The organism is Limosilactobacillus portuensis, assembly GCF_014838735.1.
Taxonomy (GTDB): Bacteria; Bacillota; Bacilli; order Lactobacillales; family Lactobacillaceae; genus Limosilactobacillus; species Limosilactobacillus portuensis.
The window spans coordinates 35,252-52,318 of the sequence record NZ_JABUXQ010000003.1; the positions used below are offsets into that span (position 1 = coordinate 35,252).

A 17,067-nucleotide genomic window follows, 5' to 3' on the forward strand; every position below is an offset into this window, starting at 1 on the left:
TTAGACTGATTCAGAGGAGGCTTTTATGTGAACGAAGAACAGGAACGACACATGGAGCAGCAGCGGGTCGATTTAGTAATGAAGCAGATCGACAAACAAATAGCTGAAACTAAGAAGGCACTTGCTGATGCCCATAAGGAAACTCGAGCGGTTGAAAAGAATTACAGTGAAAATGCCTCAATTAACCGGTATGAAATTGACGACATTGCTGAATCACGAGCAATGATCGAACAGCAGCGGCAGTTAGTGTCACGAGCAGCTGAAAGTGAAACGATCCTTCGCCGGCAGTTAAAGACACTGCAAAATCTTAAGCGGACACCGTATTTCGGGAGAATTGATATCCAGGATCCTGGTAAAGATCAGCCGGAAACGTTATATATTGGAACGGCTTCGCTAATGAATGATGATAAAACTGCCTTCCTCATTTATGATTGGCGGGCACCGATTTCGGGTGTTTACTACAACGGAACGTTAGGTGAGGTGCGGTATGAAACACCGAATGGAATTCGAGAAACGGTCTTAATTAAGAAACGCCAATTTACCATTAAAGATGGGCGGATCGTTAACATGTTTGATACTAATGAAACGGTGGGAGATGAATTACTCCAGGCCGCTCTTGGTGAGCAAAATGATCAATACATGCATAACATTGTTGCCACGATCCAGCAGGAACAAAATGACATCATCCGCGATACTCATAGTGATCTCTTACTAGTACAAGGGGTTGCTGGATCGGGGAAAACTTCAGCAGTTTTACAACGGATTGCCTACCTCCTTTACCATAGTCGAACCGCATTAAATGCCGATCAGATTGTCCTCTTTAGTCCCAATCGACTCTTTAGCCACTATATTTCTCAAGTCTTACCGAGCCTTGGGGAACGAAACATGCGTCAGGTGACGATGTCAGGTTTTGTTCGGCGCCGGTTTGAAGGTTTACAAGTAGAAAATATTTTTGAGAGATATGAAAAGCGTCAACAGGCATCGAACCAAGATCGCCGAATTGCCGACTTCTTAGAAAGTCAACCGGCAATGAATGATATTCATCGGTATGCAACCTATCTAATGGATGAGCAGCTTCAATTTAGTAATATTACTTTTGAAGGACGGGTCTTTTTCACTGCGGAACATATTCAAGAACTCTATCAAAAACAGCCAACCGCAATGAAGGCCGCTAATCGAATGGTTCAGTTAAAGAATAAGTTAATCCGCGAACTTCAGCGACGAGTAAAAGAAGAAGCAAAAAAGGACTGGGGAGCTAAGGAACTTGATAGTCTTGATACTCAGCAACTTCATAATTTATATGGTAAAAAGACAATTGACGATTTTCGGGATGAAGATGAGCAATATGCTTACCTTGCATATCGCTGGGCAAAACGACGACTAAGGATTGTCGCTGACGCAATTTATAATGACTATTTCATTGATATTTATAGTCAGTACGCAAATTGGCTGCGACAGTTGCCATTGCCTGAAGAGATTCACCGGGAAGAGTGGCGACGGATGATTGATAATTATAGTAATGAATTAGAAATGCACCGTTTGGCAATGATGCACGCGGCCCCGCTGATGTACTTGCGCGATTTATTAATGGGGAGTGGGCAGAACCATTCGTTTAAGTATGTCTTTATTGATGAAATGCAGGATTATTCAGTGGCAATGATGATCTACCTGCGTCACGCTTTTCCAGGAGCCAAGTTTACTGTTCTCGGTGATAGCGAACAGGCACTGTTTAAACCATTGGAACTACCTGAGCAATTATTGGCACGTCTGAGCAAAACGCTAGTAGCTAAGCATCCTAATCTAATTTCGTTACGCCGAAGCTACAGATCAACAAAGGAAATTACGGACTTCGCTAAAGCGCTGTTGCCTGATGGTGATCAGATAGTGTCATTTACCCGTCATGGACAACGGCCAACGCTTCTGGTTCGTTCTTCAGCTGATGCTGTTGAACAGGCGCTACAAGACAGTGTTGAAAAGTATCATGAACAATATGAAACAGTTGCGATCCTTACTAAGGATCAGGAGCAAGCTCAGCAAGCCTACCGTCAGTTACATCGTCAATTTTCCAATGTTTATTTGCTGGATATGAATGATACAGAACTGCCGAGCGGAATCTTAGTTCTTCCTGTTTATCTGGCTAAGGGACTTGAATTTGATTCAGTGATTGCCTATGATGTTTCGCAAGCAAACCTTAAGGGCACCGATGAAATTGGGATGCTCTACACAATGGCTACTCGGGCAATGCATGATCTGACGATGATTAGTAATGGGCAAGTAAGTACGGCAATTAACGAAAAGGCTAGTCAACAACTAACGATTGAACATGAATTAATAAGGTAAAAGACTAGTAAAATAATTGAAAAAGCGATTTCATTATAAAACGACTTATGTTAGTCTAGGTATGTTAGATTGATATGTGAGGAGATGTTTCGCCATGGTAAAAGACGAATACACATTAGTTTTAGTAAAACCCGATGGTGTTAAGACCCGCCATATTGGGGAAATTATTACCCGAATTGAACGAAAAGGCTACAAGATTGAAGCCTTAAAGATGATTCAACCAACTGAAGAATTGCTCCGTCAACACTATGCTGATAAGGTTGATAAGCCATTCTTCCCTGAATTGCTTGAATACATGACAGAAGGGCCAATCGTGGGAATTGTCGTTTCTGGAACAAATGTTATCAAGGCAATTCACAACATGGCTGGTGCTACCAACCCAGTTGAAGCCGAATGGGGAACTATTCGTGGTGACTACGGTCGTGAATGGCCAGATGGTAACCTCCGGAATATTGTTCACACTTCCGACGAACCTTCCTCTGCTACTAAAGAAATCAAAATCTGGTTCCCAGAATTTGAATTTACACAGGGCTAGAGTGTGAGCCTGTTAAAACCTTCCGGTGGCTAACGATTTCTCCACCGAACGGCGGTATGCCGTCGGAGGTGGAGGTCGTTAGCTTGAGGAAGGTTAGGGCGAACACGTTTCGACTATGCTGCAGTAGAACATGCAAGTTCCTGACGAAGGAGTGAACCAGAAAACTTGTTTTCGTCTGTGAACCCTCGCAAGGCTGATTAGACTTCTTGCTATCAACTTGTTGATAAAAGAAGTCAATCAGCTACTGCGCAGATCTCGACTCGGTTGCCTAAACCATTAGCTAATCTGATAATTTCACAAAAATCTTCATAAATAAAAATGGACTGGAATTTCCGGTCCATTTTTATTTACGAAACTAATTAGAGTGTGATCCTGCTCGGTATAACTTTGGGCTGAAACCACTATAACGTTTGAATGCTTTAGAAAAGGTGAATTCGTCTTTGTAACCAACACGACGGGAAATTACCTGAATAGGATCATCGGTATTTACAAGCTGCTGTTGGGCATCTTCCATTCGTAACTGGGTAAGGAACTTTTGCGGTGAAACGTTCATTTGTGATTTGAACAGGTTATATAGGTAGCTTCGGGAGATATTAAGGTGATGGCAAAGATCTTCGATGTTGCAGTTACTATCCTGGTAATGTTCTCTTAAATAGTAATTAGCAAGCTGGAGTCTTTGCTGAGCCTTAGTGTTAGCGTGGGGCGCTTTATCAGGGTACTCAGTAACAAGCTGGTAAAACATTTGATAGGTAAGTGCTTCAACTAGGATATCATTTCCAAGCGAACTCGGCTTTTTTAGGGTGGTAAATAATTTGTGTAGGCTGGAGTAGAATTGACTATCCTGGACTTGACGTAAATAACGCTTTTTATTCAATTCCGAGCCAGCAAGCATTGTTTTTATCTTGGTACCAGAAAAACCGATCCAAAAGTATTTCCACGGATCCTGACCATCGGCCTGGTAAAAGCAGGGGACGCCTTTTGGAAGAATAAAAATATCCCCTTTTTTTAAGGTTACTGCAGGATGGTTTGCAGATGAAAAGCTCCCACAGCCATCTTGAATATAGTGGATAACGTAATTATCCCGAACATTATTTCCTCGGAAAAAGTAATTTGGTGGACAATTATACTGTCCAATAAAAAGAATGTTACTTTCCAAACTCTTCCCGGTTAAGCTTTTATATTCTCCGTCCATCCTGACACTCCTTTAAAGCTACTTTGAATTGTTAAAACTTTTATATGACATGGTAATTTGTTGATAAAAAAAGCCAAAAGAATTAGTACTATAATACAATTTATCAATATTAAATGTCAATTTGTCTTATAAGATAAATGGCATTTTTTTCGTACACTTAACCATGGAATGATAAACGCTTATCAAATATAATGAATGCAAATTCTGAAAGCGGATACAGAAAACGCTTTTATTATAACTAGAGAGAAGGAAGAATTATGAGTACTAGTAATAATGGCAAAATGACGATGCGCGAGCGTCTTGCCTATAGTTTTGGTGCATTTGGTAATGATTCGTTTTATGGGCTGCTGTGTGGGTACCTAATCATGTTTATTACTTCGCACCTTTTTGATACTGGTAACAAGGCATTAGATAACAAAATGATTAGTGCGGTAACGCTAATCATTATGTGTCTTCGCTTTATTGAATTATTCATTGATCCCTTTATTGGAAATGCAATTGACCGGACGAAGACACGCTGGGGACATTTTCGCCCATGGGTTGTAATTGGTGGGACTGTTTCAGCGGTAATTCTTCTATTGCTTTTCACCAATATGGGTGGCCTATATAAAAAGAGCGCGATCGGTTATTTGGTTCTCTTCGCGGTATTGTACATCACAATGGATATCTTCTATTCATTTAAGGACGTTGGCTTTTGGTCAATGTTGCCATCGTTAACCACCAGTTCTCGTGAGCGGGAAAAAACAGCGACCTATGCACGAGTTGGTTCCGCAATTGGTGGTGGATTAGTTGGTATCTTGGTTATGCCAGCCGTCCTTTTCTTTTCTGCTAAGGGAACTAGCACGGGAGATGACCGTGGGTGGTTCATGTTTGCACTAATTATCTGTTTTCTTGCCCTGATTTCAGCATGGGGCGTTGGGATCTTTACCCGTGAAGTTAATTCGTCAATTCGAAAGAACAAGCAGGATACAGTTGGGATTGTTGGCATCTTCAAAGTCCTTTCGGGGAACGATCAATTAATGTGGGTTGGCTGCGCATACCTCTTTTACTGTGTTGCAATTAATATCGTTAACTCGCTGGAAGTGTACTATTTTACATATATTATGGGACGACCGAAGGCATTCTCAATTTTTTCAACGATTAATATTGCCTTAGGGATTGTTGCAACATCACTATTTCCGATTCTCTCAAAGAAGTTTAGCCGAAAAACGTTATTCACATGTGCGTTAGTTTGCCTTTTATGTGGACTTGGCCTCTTTGCTGTTGCCGGTGATAACTTGGCATTAGTTCTCTTAGCAGCTTCATTATTTGGTTTACCACAGCAAATTGTTTTCTTAATTGTTCTAATGGTAATTACAGATTCCGTTGAATACGGCCAATTAAAGCTGGGACACCGTGATGAATCGCTTGCCCTGTCTGTGCGGCCACTATTGGATAAGTTTGGTGGTGCCGTAGCTAATGGTGTTGTTGGTCAAGTAGCGATCATTGCGTGAATGACAACCGGTGCATCAGCATCAACCATTACGGTTACTCAGGCCCACAATTTTAAATTACTGATGTTTGCGGTTCCCGCAGTCCTAGTTGTTATTTCAATCTTTGTTTTTGGTAAGAAAGTTTTCTTGAGTGAAGAAAAGCACGCGGAGATCGTTGCTCAGCTCGAAAAGACTTGGGGAAAACACTTGGATAAAGGGGAAGAAACACCAAACCAGGTTGTTGTTCCAGCACCAATTAGTGGTCAGCTAATTAAGCTCGCTGATGTTAACGATGAGACGTTCTCATCTGGAGCGGCTGGTGATGGCTTTGCAATTAAGCCAACTGATGGTCGGGTATTTGCTCCATTTGATGCAACCGTTAAACAGGTATTTACGACTCGTCATGCGGTTGGTCTTGTAAGTGATGACGGGGTCGCCCTCTTGATTCACGTCGGAATTGGGACGGTTAAACTAAAAGGTACTGGCTTTGTTTCATATGTAGAAAATGGTCAGCGAGTTCACAAGGGTCAAGAGTTAATCGAATTTTGGGATCCAGTGATTAAGAAAGCTGGGCTTGATGATACGGTGATTGTTACGGTTACGAATGCTAAGAAGCTTGGGCCAATTACAATCATGAAAAAAGCGGGTAAGCAGGTTAATTCAGGGGACCCAGTTATAGAAGTTGATCTAACAGATCCTAAACCAGAAAACGATCCATCAGCGTTGAAATTGACTAGTGATCCAGCGTAAACAAGGTTATAATTGATAATGTAAATGCTTACAATACTAATTAAAGGAGTTATCTACAATGAGTATCCACGTTAATGAAGAGCACAAGTTATTCCATTTGCAAACGGCAAAGACAAGTTACATCTTCAAAATTCTGGAAAATGGGAATGCGGGACAATTATATTACGGTCCCCAGATTCCTGTAAAAAAGGATTACCCTAACCTTGCCAGTCGTGAAGAACATGATTGTACAAACACGTTAACTGTTGACCAAAGCGACTTCCAGTTGGAACTCATTAAGCAGGAATATGCGGGCCTTGGAAAAGGGGATTACCGTTATCCTGCTTACCAAATTACCTATCCAAACGGTTCACGAACTTCAGAATTTGAATATACAGGTTATGAAGTTGCAGATGGCAAGGAACGACTTAAGAATATGCCATCAGCATTTGATGACCAGGGTGATGATTCACAAACTCTGACAGTAACTTTTAAAGATGAGTTAGCTAACCTTGTTCTCCAACTTCACTACACCGTCTTTGAAAAAGAAGATGTCATCGTTCGGAGTGCAACCTTCATTAATCGTGGCCAAGAAGCCGTAACTCTTGATCGAGCTCTCAGTCTCCAATTAGACTTGCCAGATCATGATTATGACATGCTTCAATTCTCAGGAAGTTGGGCTCGGGAACGCCACTTAATTCGGACACCGCTCCGTTCCGGAATTCAAAGTATTGGTAGCTTGCGGGTTGCCTCAAGCCACCAACAAAACCCATTCTTTGCTTTGGCCCGACCACATACTGATAACCATCAGGGAGCAGCATTTGGGTTTAACTTCATTTATTCTGGTAACTTCATTGACTCGGTTGAGGTCGATCAATTTGACACCACTCGGGTATTAGTGGGAATTAATCCAGATGATTTTGGATGGAAGTTAGCAAATGGTGAAAGTTTCCAAACTCCAGAAGCCGTGATGACTTATACTAGCGATGGCTTAAACCAAATGAGTCAGCAGTTAGGTGCTTTCTATCAAGATCACCTGATTAACCAGCATTTTGCCCACCAAGATCGGCCGATTCTGATCAACAACTGGGAAGCTACTTTCATGGACTTTAACGAAGCAAAATTAATGAAGATCGTTGAGCAGGCTGACAAGCTTGGGATCGAAATGTTTGTCCTTGATGATGGCTGGTTTGGCCACCGGGACGATGATAAATCAAGTTTAGGTGACTGGTTTGTTGATCAAAAGAAGTTTAGTAATGGAATCAGTGGCTTTGCTGATCGGGTTCACGACAAGGGGATGAAATTTGGTCTCTGGTTTGAACCAGAAATGATTTCAGTTGATAGTAAGCTTTATGAAAAGCACCCTGATTGGATGATTGCAACTCCTGGTCGTCAAGGGACTCCTGCCCGAAACCAGTATGTCCTTGATATGACCAGGCAAGAAGTCGTTGACTACTTATTCGAGCATATGAGTGCAATTATTAAGCAAACGAAGCTCGACTACATTAAGTGGGACATGAACCGCAACATCACTGAAATGTACGGTGCAAAGTTACCTGCTGACCAGCAACTTGAATTCCCTCACCGGTATATCCTGGGTGTTTATCAATTATATGCTCGGTTAACCGAGGCCTTTCCAAAGGTTCTTTTTGAATCATGTGCTTCAGGTGGTGGCCGGTTCGATCTTGGAATGATGTACTATGCTCCACAAGCTTGGTGCAGTGATGATACTGATGCCATTGAACGGATTAAAATTCAGGATGGAACTTCATATGGTTATACCCAGAATATGTGGGGAGCCCATGTTTCGGCTGTTCCAAATGATCAAGTTGGGCGGTTAACGTCGCTTGATACGCGGGTAGCGGTTGCTTACTTTGGTGACTTTGGTTATGAATTGGACATTACCAAGATGGCTGCAGATGAACTAGCCACGATTAAGAAGCAGGTGGCTTTCTACAAGCAGTACCGGCACCTCTTCCAATTCGGGAAGTTCTACCGACTTGATAATCCAGACACCAATAATGATAATGTCTATGGTTGGCAAGTAGTTAACGAGGACCGGAGTGAAGCAATTCTTGCCCGGTTCCAAATCCTCAACGGTGCTAACCCTGCTTATATTCGGGTATACTTTGCTGGACTAGATCCAGAAGCTACCTACACTGTTAATGATGGTCAAGAACGGATCTCTGGAGCTGAGTTAATGAATGCTGGTTACTTTGTTCCGCGGATTATGGACCGCACGAAGCCCGAAAAGGATCCGTCAGACTTTAGCAGTCGGCTGTTCATCGCGAAGAAAGTTAAATAGGATTAACATAGTTAAAATTTAAAGATGAGAGGACGGGAAAAACGTTAAGTTTTTTCCCGCCCTCTATATATACTTATTAATCTCCGAACTTAGAGAGTCTAATCGCGGGAATTAACTGAGGGACTCGAGCCTAACTACGAACGACTCTGATGATTTCATCATCATTCATCGTTCTAGGTTAGTCAACCGTCCCTCCGAGAAAGTTAATTCCCAGCTTCGTATCTTTTTAATTATTCAGCGTTATTTGTTGGCCGTTAACGGTAATTTTTCCAGCCGACTGAAGTGAGTTTAGTTGTCGACTTAACGTCTCTGGAGTTAATCCGAGAAAATTAGCTAAGTCCTTTTTCTTAAAGGGGAGGGTAAATGAGACGCTTCCTGCTCGGGTTCCTTCTTCCTTAAGGTAATCAAGGACCCGATCCTGAGCGTTCATTGAGTTTCGCCGAATGGTATTCTTCTCTGCCATTATTAAGCGCTGACCAAAATCATTTAAAAGCGTCAAGGAAAGATCGGGTGTTTCATTTAACATCTTTTGAAAATCTTGTCGGTTCATAGAACACACCAGACAATCTTCTGTCGCCTGGATGAAGTTTTCGTGATCTTTTTGGCTAAATAGATTTTCTTGCCCGGTCGAATCACCCTTTGCCAAGACGCCGAGGACCGTTTCTTTACCATCTTCGTTTAATGAATAGATTTTGGCGTGTCCTGAATCAATCACGATCATTCCATCCTGACCGTCTAATGGTTGACGGATTAGACTTCCTTTCGGAAAAAAGTCTTGGTGAGAGGTGATTGTCACTAACTTCTTTTTAAGGGAGAGTGGCAAATTCTTAAAAATTGAGGCTTTGCTTAGACAGGCAACTTCAGAATGTTTAGACAAATTAACCATCCTTTCTTGATTTAAATCAATTTAATTATACATACTTCTGCATATAATCAAAGCAACAAGTTTTGGTACTTGTTTAAATATTTAAGTTAATTATTGAACAAAGCGAGGCTATCAAAATGAAGGTTATTATTGTTGGTTGTACCCATGCCGGAACGATTACTGCTACCCAGATTTTAAAGGATCATCCGGAGACTGATGTGACTATCTATGAGCGGAACGATAATGTTTCATTCTTGTCATGCGGAATTGCTGTTTACCTAAGCGGGGATGTTGGTGATCCAGATGCAATGTTTTACTCCAGTCCTGAGCAATTAAGTCAACTAGGTGCTGAAGTTCACATGCAACATAATGTTACCAGCATTGATCCCGAAACAAAGACGGTTAAGGTAACTGATTTAGTAACTGGTGAAGAAAAGATCGACCACTACGATAAGTTAGTTGATACCACTGGTTCATGGCCAGTTATTCCGCCAATTGAGGGTGTTGACGGTGAGCATGTATACTTATGCAAGAATTACCATCATGCTAAGAAACTATTTAGTGCTGCTAAGGATGCCCAACGAGTAGTCGTTATTGGTGGTGGTTATATCGGTGTTGAATTGGTTGAAGCTTATACTCGCCAGAACAAGAATGTAACATTGATTGATGGGGCACCACGGATGCTTCACAAGTACTTCGATCAGGAATATACCGACCGAATTGAACAGCAATTTAAGGATCATGGAGCAACCCTAGCTTTTAATCAGCGAGTAACTGCCTTTGAAGAACATGACGATGGGGTAACCGTGAAGACGGATAAGGGAAGTTTTGATGCTGATATTGCGATTCTTTGTGTTGGCTTCCGACCAAACACTGATCTTCTCAAGGGCAAAGTTAAGATGCATGATAATGGAGCAATCGTAACTAACGAATACATGCAATCATCCGATCCCGATATTTATGCTGCTGGAGATTCTACCAGTGTTCACTACAACCCAACTGGTAAGGATGCTTACATTCCGTTGGCAACCAACGCAATTCGTCAGGGAACGATGGTCGGTGTTAACATTTTTGGCAACAAGATGCGTGACATGGGAACCCAGTCTAGCTCTGGCTTGAACCTCTATGGGACGACAATGGTTTCTTCAGGCTTAACGTTGGAAAATGCTAAGGAAGCAGGAATTGATGCGGACTCAGTAACGATTGAAGATAATTACCGTCCGGAATTTATGCCAACGACTGAAAAAGTTTTGATGACCCTTGTTTGGGATAAGAAGACTCGGCAAATCATTGGTGGTCAATTGATGAGTAAGTATGATGTTGCTCAGTCAGCTGGTGTCTTGTCATTATGCATTCAAGATAAGCACACAATTGATTACCTCGCTTTTGTTGACATGCTCTTCCAACCAAACTTTGATCGACCATTTAATTATCTGAACATTTTAGCTCAAGCTGCTGTCGCTAAGGCAAATAAGTAGGAACGAGAACTAGCACTTGTGCTTTGCTGACAACTCGAAGCAAGCCGTGATTAGACTGAAACTATTAATAATAATTAGAGTCCAGGAGAAAGCATTTTGCTTTTCCCTGGACTCTTTCTTTATTTTAAATTATCTTTTTCCTTCAAATATTTTTTTTGGAGAGATAAACTGTTTCGTGGCCAAAACACGCCATCAGCGTATCCTTGGATATGTGAATCATTATTAGCCTTGTTAAGCCGATATTGTCCCCATGCACAGTAGAGAAGACTTTGCTCAATACCAATAAAATGACGTCCCAGTTTTTTAGCCGTAACCAGACTTGAACCAGCACCAGCAAAGGGGTCAAGAATTAGGTCACCAGGATTAGAACTAGCAAGGATAACTTTGGCCATTAGTTTTTCGGGTTTTTGGGTCGGGTGATCTGTATTCTCAGGCATTGACCAATAAGGAATTGAAATATCATCCCAAAGGTTGCTGGGCATGGTATCACGAAAGTTGCCGGCTTTAGTTGCCTGCCAATCTTTAGCGTGACCATCTTCCTTATATGGTGCTACTACTGGTCGTCGCTGTTTAACCTGATCAACGTTAAATACATAGTTATGGGGGTTGACGGTTAAGAACCAGATATCCTCGGAACTGTTCTTCCAGTTGGTTAGCGCGCCCCGACCCTTTTCCCGTTGCCAAGTAATTCGATTTTTGACCGTGAAGTGCTGCTCTAATACTGGAGCGAGGACGATACTGGTTTCCCAATCCGCAAAGACGTAGACGCTAGCACTAGCCTTTAATAGTGGCTTTAGCTTATTAATCCAGCCCTCAGTGTATTGTTGGTATTCAGCTGGCTTCATTTGTTTAAACGTCATGCCATCGTACTTTTTATTTAGGTTATACGGAGGATCGACAAGCGCAAGATCGATTGAATGACTTGGCAGTTGGTCCATTACCCGAAATGAATCGCCGTTGATCACCTTATCGGTAACCTGATCAAGAGAAAAAGGTTCTTCCTTTTTAGATTGAATGATCTTTGCCATCACATCTGCTGGTGCGTCCGCTAGGCTAAAATCAATCGTTTTATTGCGCTTTGATTTCACGACTCTCACTCCCGTACTAATGTTAAATCATAGTTCCATTATACAAGATCCCATGACCTAATCTTGATTTTTCCTGGGAGAATAGCTTAAAATAGTCGGTAAATAAGTAGTGTGAGTAACAGCGAGGGATGGTTGATGAAAAGATCCCCAAAGCACGAACTGGTTACAATTAAAAATGATATTAAAGTGGCAGTGGTTCGCTGCAATTTAGGTGGTACCGCGCAGTTGATGCGTCCTATTAGTTTGAATAGCTAGTAGGGCGTTTTTGATTTAAGGAGGAAATACAATGGCTGAAGAAAAAAAGCACACAATCTTAACGGGTGACCGACCAACCGGGAAGCTTCATATTGGTCACTATGTTGGCTCATTAAAGAATCGGGTCCGTTTACAAAATACTGGTGATTACAATACCTTTATCATGATCGCTGACCAACAGGCGTTGACTGATAATGCCCGTGATCCAGAAAAAATCCGGAAGAGTCTTCATGAAGTGGCGTTAGATTACTTGGCAGTTGGCATTGACCCTAAAAAGGCAACAATTTTTGTTCAATCACAAATTCCTGCTTTAAGTGAATTAACGATGCACTACCTTAACTTAGTAACGATTGCCCGTCTTCACCGGAATCCAACTGTTAAGACCGAAATTCAACAGAAAAAGTTTGGTGAGAGTGTTCCAGCTGGTTTCTTTATTTATCCGGTGAGTCAAGCAGCAGACATCACTGCCTTTAAGGCGGATACGGTTCCGGTTGGGGATGATCAAGAACCAATGCTTGAACAGACGCGGGAAATCGTTCGGTCATTCAACCGGATTTACAATGAAGACATTCTGGTTGAACCACAAGGAGTCTTTCCGCCAAAGGGTGAAGGACGGATCCCGGGTCTTGACGGTAATGCAAAGATGAGTAAGTCACTTGGTAACGCAATTTATCTTTCAGACGATGCTGATACGGTTCAAAAGAAAGTAATGTCCATGTATACCGACCCAACACACATTAAGGTGAGCGATCCAGGTCATATTGAAGGAAACACTGTCTTTACCTACCTTGATATTTTTGATCCGGATAAGGAAAAGGTTGCTGAATTAAAGGAACAGTATCAAGCTGGTGGCCTTGGCGATGTTAAGATCAAGCGTTACTTAAACGATGTTCTTGAAACCGAACTTGAACCAATCCGAAAGCGTCGTGAAGAATACGCAAAGAACCTTGATTACGTCGACCAAATCCTTCAAGAAGGATCCGCCCACGCCAATGAAGTCGCTAACCAAACCCTCAAACAAGTCCGCGACGCAATTGGGATTAATTATTTTGATTAGAGTGTGAGCCGTGACGAATTAGCAACTGAGCACTAGAAAATCCCGGACGATGATTGTTTACAATCAAGGACGGGATAGCTAGGCGGAAGTTGCGGTCACGGCGAACCGATTTTGGCTATGTTGCATTAATAACGATTTCTCCGACGAACGACGTCTTGCCGTCGGAGTCGGAGGTCGTTAGCTCGAGGAAGGTTAGGGCGAGCACGTTTCAACTAAGTTGCCTAGCAGAGAGGCTGTTAGCTCTAGCAAGTTCCTGGCGAATGTTGTAGTAGGATGTCATCTAGGCGGAAGTTGCGGTCACGGCGAACACATTTCAGCTCAGTTTTACCTAGAACACTAATTCTAACAAGTCCCGAGTGAATAAGTTAGCCACATTTACATTCAAACACGACCCATAATTGTTAGTCCCAGCCCCTAACAAATATGGGTCGTTTTTTATCTGGTCAAATTTCACCAAGAACTAACCATAAAAAATAATCTTCCGTCCTTCCGATAGTTAACGGGTTCACACTCTGTTGAAGAACATGGTATTATTAAGAGGATATTAAATTTCGCTTTTTTCTAAATAAAATACAGATTATCGGAGGTGAAAATGGTGGAAGAAAACCTCGCGATTGTTGATCTTGGTTCCAATTCGACAAGGATGGCAATTACCGAAATTGCACCTGATGGTCGTTTTCGTGAAATCAAACGGGTCAAAGAGAATACTCGTCTTTCAGAAGGAATGGGCCGGGAGAAAGTGCTTCAGAAAAATGCAATGGATCGAACGATTGCTGCCTTAAAAAGGTTCAAGAAAATTTATTCGACGGTACCTAATATTCAGGTACGAGCAATTTCAACGGCAGCAGTTCGTCAGGCAAAGAATCGTCAAGAATTCTTAAACCGGGTCGAAAATGAAGTTGGTATTCACTTGCAAGTTCTTTCGGGGAAAAAAGAAGCATATTACGATTACCTGGGTGTCATTCGGACACTCAAACTCAACCACTGTTTAATTTTAGATGTTGGTGGCGCAAGTTGTGAGTTGATTTTAGTTCAGCAGCGGCGGGCACGGGACCTGATCTCACTTCCTGTTGGTGCAGTTAACTTATCCGAACAATTCCACTTAGGAGGGTATGTTCGCGCCACTGACCTGTTTCGGGCACAGGTTTCGATGAATGAACGGTTGACGAAAATTCCGTGGCTTCGTTATGCTACTCGGGTACCAATTGTCCTCTTGGGTGGTGCTAACCGAACGCTTGCACGAATGACTCGGGCCTACCATCATCATGGACGGCGCCATTCTTCAGGGTCGATTCATGGATATCAATTGTCTTCACGAGTTGTTTTTGCAACTTATCGGGAACTTTTAAGTAAGAACCTTGCCCAACGCAAACGTATGCCAGGATTAGAACCAGAACGGGCAGACATTATTATCGGCGGGATGCTGCCACTTGTTTCACTCTTGCAACGGAATAGTGATGGCCGGGTGATCTTCTCCGAAAGTGGTGTTCGTGAAGGAATTATCACCGAGTACGTTAACCAAAGGAAGAAACATCATGAGTAAAATGCAATGGGCACACGGCTTTTATCGGCTAACGCCTGAACAACGACGGCAAATACTTGCCGATCGTTATCGGCTTTCCCGGTCGGAACAGGAATTACTCGAACAGCATACAAGTGATTTAGGAAATGACTTGGTTGAAAATTACATTACTGATTACCCATTGCCAGAGGGGATAGTTACTAATCTAGTAGTTAATGGCAAGGATTATACTGTACCGCTTGTTATTGAGGAACCTTCAGTAATTGCGGCAGCTAATAATGGGGCGCAGCGGATAGCTAAGTCTGGTGGCTTTAAGGCAGAAAAAGCTTCACGAGCGCTGGTAGGCCAAGTAGTTGTTGAGTTGCCTAATGATCCAGAAGCTAAAATTAACTGGCTAAAGAATCAGGAATCAACATTAATTACAATTGCAAATGCCGCTCACCCATCAATGCAAAAGCGGGGCGGCGGTGCTAAGCAAGTTCGTATTCGTCAAGTTGGACGGTTCATTAGTATTGATTTGCTGATTGACGTTTGTCAGGCAATGGGCGCAAATACAGTTAATACGATGGCAGAAGCAGTTGCCCATTACTTGCGTGAAAATGGTGTTCATGTTGTTACTGCTATTCTCAGTAATTACGCCACGGATAGTTTGCAAACCGTAACTTGTAGTGTTGATTACGCGGAATTAGCGACGAAGCAGATGAGGGGCGAAGGAGTTGCCAAGCGGATCGCTGATTTAAGTGATTTGGCTCAGGTCGATCCATACAGGGCAGCAACCCATAATAAGGGCATCATGAACGGAATTGACGCTGCGTTGATTGCGAGTGGAAATGATTGGCGGGCAATTGAAAGCGGCGCTCATGCTTATGCTAGTCGTGATGGCCAGTATCGCGGCCTGAGCACATGGCAAATTAGTGATAATCACCTTGAAGGGAAATTAACTCTGCCAATGCCCGTTGGTGTAGTTGGTGGTTCAATCGGGCTGAATCCTTTGACGAGCCTCAATTACCATTTGAGTGGAATTCGGACTGCTCAAGAATTAGCCGCTGTGATTACTAGCTTAGGGTTAGCACAGAATCTGGCAGCGATCCGGGCATTAGCTACTACTGGGATTCAAGCAGGCCATATGAAACTTCAATACCGGTCTTTGGCGATTAGCGTTGGCGCAAAACAATCAGAAATCGAACAACTAGTAAAAGAACTTCGGCAGCAACCATATGTTGACCGTGAAGTTGCTAAACAATTATTGACAACGTTACGAAAGGGGTCCACCAATGAGTGAAGAACAAGAAATCAAGTTAAATGATGCAAATAAAGCCCTCCTCGACCAGGTTAATGAACTGTATCCAGAGGGGTCAGTCTTTGTTCAATTTAAGGGCAAGCGGGCTGGTTATGTTCGCCATGATCAAGCTACCCAGCAGACGATTCCAGGTGCTTTGGTAATTTTAGTAACTGATTTAACGGAACCAAACTATACAGCTTCCCACGAATTGCTGCACCTATTAATGCTTCTTCGGGGATTTCCGCAAATTTTCTTCCAGCTTTCTTTAGGTGACCGAGAACTTGATGAACAAATGATGATCATGTCGACGGATCTGTATAACGTTGCAATGCACCGGGTTGTGGTTGCGGAACAACGGAAGCATGGCTTCATTAATGAGCGGGTAGAAGAAGAGTATCTTAAGGGGGTTGAACATACATTAACTCCTGAAAGCGAAGACGATGATGAACGAGCTTTGCGGTTATTGACCTTGCTTGATGCATTAGTATTCTTTGGTGACCACTTGGCAAGATACGAGGAACAATTACAGAATAATTATCCTAAGGCATTGGCAGCAGCCAAAAAGATATATGCTGAAATTACAAAAAAGCCAATAAAGAACGCCTTTGACATGTGGCGATCGATTGTCAAAATTTATTCCTTGTATGATCAGCAAATGGAAGAATGGGGTCTTCCAGCATTAAATAATGATAAATTTACGACCCTTTCACCAGTATTAAGTGAACGTCAATTACGTCTTGAAGTTCGTCAGGTATTTGAAATTTTTAATTCTGGAATGAAGGACCGGAAGACCGGGAAGCCCGCCTATGTTGGCCTTCGACGGAATATTGGTCAAAATTCATTTACTACTGCTAAGCATTCGCCAGAAGAGTTTAAGCAGATTTATGATCAGCCCGTAAAGAAATTCTTAGAACAAAATCATATTCCATATATCATAAGGAAGTAAT

Annotated in this window: 11 protein-coding genes and 1 pseudogene; 9 read left to right on the forward strand and 3 right to left on the reverse strand. The window is 42.3% G+C overall.

Annotation, left to right across the window (positions count from 1 at the left end; translation table 11 throughout):
- Positions 1 to 27 precede the first annotated feature (27 nt).
- Together helD and ndk are read left to right on the forward strand one after the other, a co-directional pair.
- Entirely contained in the window at positions 28 to 2,340 is a 2,313-nt protein-coding gene (gene helD, locus HUK49_RS01490) for an RNA polymerase recycling motor HelD (RefSeq protein ID WP_413230859.1), read from the forward strand.
- Between the two features lie 94 nt (positions 2,341 to 2,434).
- Positions 2,435 to 2,875 (forward strand): nucleoside-diphosphate kinase, encoded by a 441-nt coding sequence (gene ndk, locus HUK49_RS01495; RefSeq protein WP_102168259.1) that lies wholly within the window; start codon positions 2,435 to 2,437, stop codon positions 2,873 to 2,875.
- Between the two features lie 355 nt (positions 2,876 to 3,230).
- Here ndk and HUK49_RS01500 read toward each other — a convergent pair whose 3' ends face one another.
- Positions 3,231 to 4,067, reverse strand: coding sequence for an AraC family transcriptional regulator (locus tag HUK49_RS01500; protein ID WP_102168260.1), 837 nt, complete (start codon positions 4,065 to 4,067; stop codon positions 3,231 to 3,233).
- Positions 4,068 to 4,324: 257 nt separating this feature from the next.
- Between HUK49_RS01500 and HUK49_RS01505 the strand changes: the two are divergent.
- Positions 4,325 to 6,289, forward strand: a pseudogene (locus HUK49_RS01505) (glycoside-pentoside-hexuronide (GPH):cation symporter).
- A gap of 58 nt (positions 6,290 to 6,347) precedes the next feature.
- Complete coding sequence (locus HUK49_RS01510; RefSeq protein ID WP_191912391.1) at positions 6,348 to 8,573, forward strand: alpha-galactosidase; 2,226 nt, start codon at positions 6,348 to 6,350, stop codon at positions 8,571 to 8,573.
- A gap of 226 nt (positions 8,574 to 8,799) precedes the next feature.
- Here HUK49_RS01510 and HUK49_RS01515 read toward each other — a convergent pair whose 3' ends face one another.
- Positions 8,800 to 9,450 (reverse strand): Crp/Fnr family transcriptional regulator, encoded by a 651-nt coding sequence (locus HUK49_RS01515; RefSeq protein ID WP_191912392.1) that lies wholly within the window; start codon positions 9,448 to 9,450, stop codon positions 8,800 to 8,802.
- Between the two features lie 125 nt (positions 9,451 to 9,575).
- On the opposite strand from HUK49_RS01515, the gene HUK49_RS01520 reads away from it, so the two are divergent.
- Entirely contained in the window at positions 9,576 to 10,916 is a 1,341-nt protein-coding gene (locus HUK49_RS01520) for an FAD-dependent oxidoreductase (protein WP_191912393.1), read from the forward strand.
- A gap of 119 nt (positions 10,917 to 11,035) precedes the next feature.
- On the opposite strand, the gene HUK49_RS01525 is transcribed toward HUK49_RS01520, so the two are convergent.
- Entirely contained in the window at positions 11,036 to 11,944 is a 909-nt protein-coding gene (locus HUK49_RS01525) for a DNA-methyltransferase (RefSeq protein WP_206705585.1), read from the reverse strand.
- Positions 11,945 to 12,290: 346 nt separating this feature from the next.
- Here HUK49_RS01525 and trpS point away from each other — a divergent pair, with 346 nt between their 5' ends.
- From trpS to HUK49_RS01545, 4 genes are all read left to right on the forward strand, one after another.
- Positions 12,291 to 13,316: a tryptophan--tRNA ligase gene (gene trpS / locus HUK49_RS01530; protein WP_148444475.1), complete on the forward strand. Its 1,026-nt coding sequence runs from the start codon at positions 12,291 to 12,293 to the stop codon at positions 13,314 to 13,316.
- A gap of 592 nt (positions 13,317 to 13,908) precedes the next feature.
- Positions 13,909 to 14,859 carry a Ppx/GppA family phosphatase gene (locus HUK49_RS01535; RefSeq protein ID WP_191912395.1) on the forward strand — a complete coding sequence of 317 codons (951 nt, stop codon included), beginning with the start codon at positions 13,909 to 13,911 and terminating at the stop codon, positions 14,857 to 14,859.
- Positions 14,852 to 16,120 carry a hydroxymethylglutaryl-CoA reductase, degradative gene (locus HUK49_RS01540; RefSeq protein ID WP_191912396.1) on the forward strand — a complete coding sequence of 423 codons (1,269 nt, stop codon included), beginning with the start codon at positions 14,852 to 14,854 and terminating at the stop codon, positions 16,118 to 16,120. The genes HUK49_RS01535 and HUK49_RS01540 overlap by 8 nt, the downstream gene beginning before the upstream one ends.
- Positions 16,113 to 17,066 carry an IpaB/EvcA family protein gene (locus HUK49_RS01545; protein WP_191912397.1) on the forward strand — a complete coding sequence of 318 codons (954 nt, stop codon included), beginning with the start codon at positions 16,113 to 16,115 and terminating at the stop codon, positions 17,064 to 17,066. Before HUK49_RS01540 ends, HUK49_RS01545 begins: the two co-directional genes overlap by 8 nt.
- The last annotated feature ends 1 nt before the right edge of the window (position 17,067 follow it).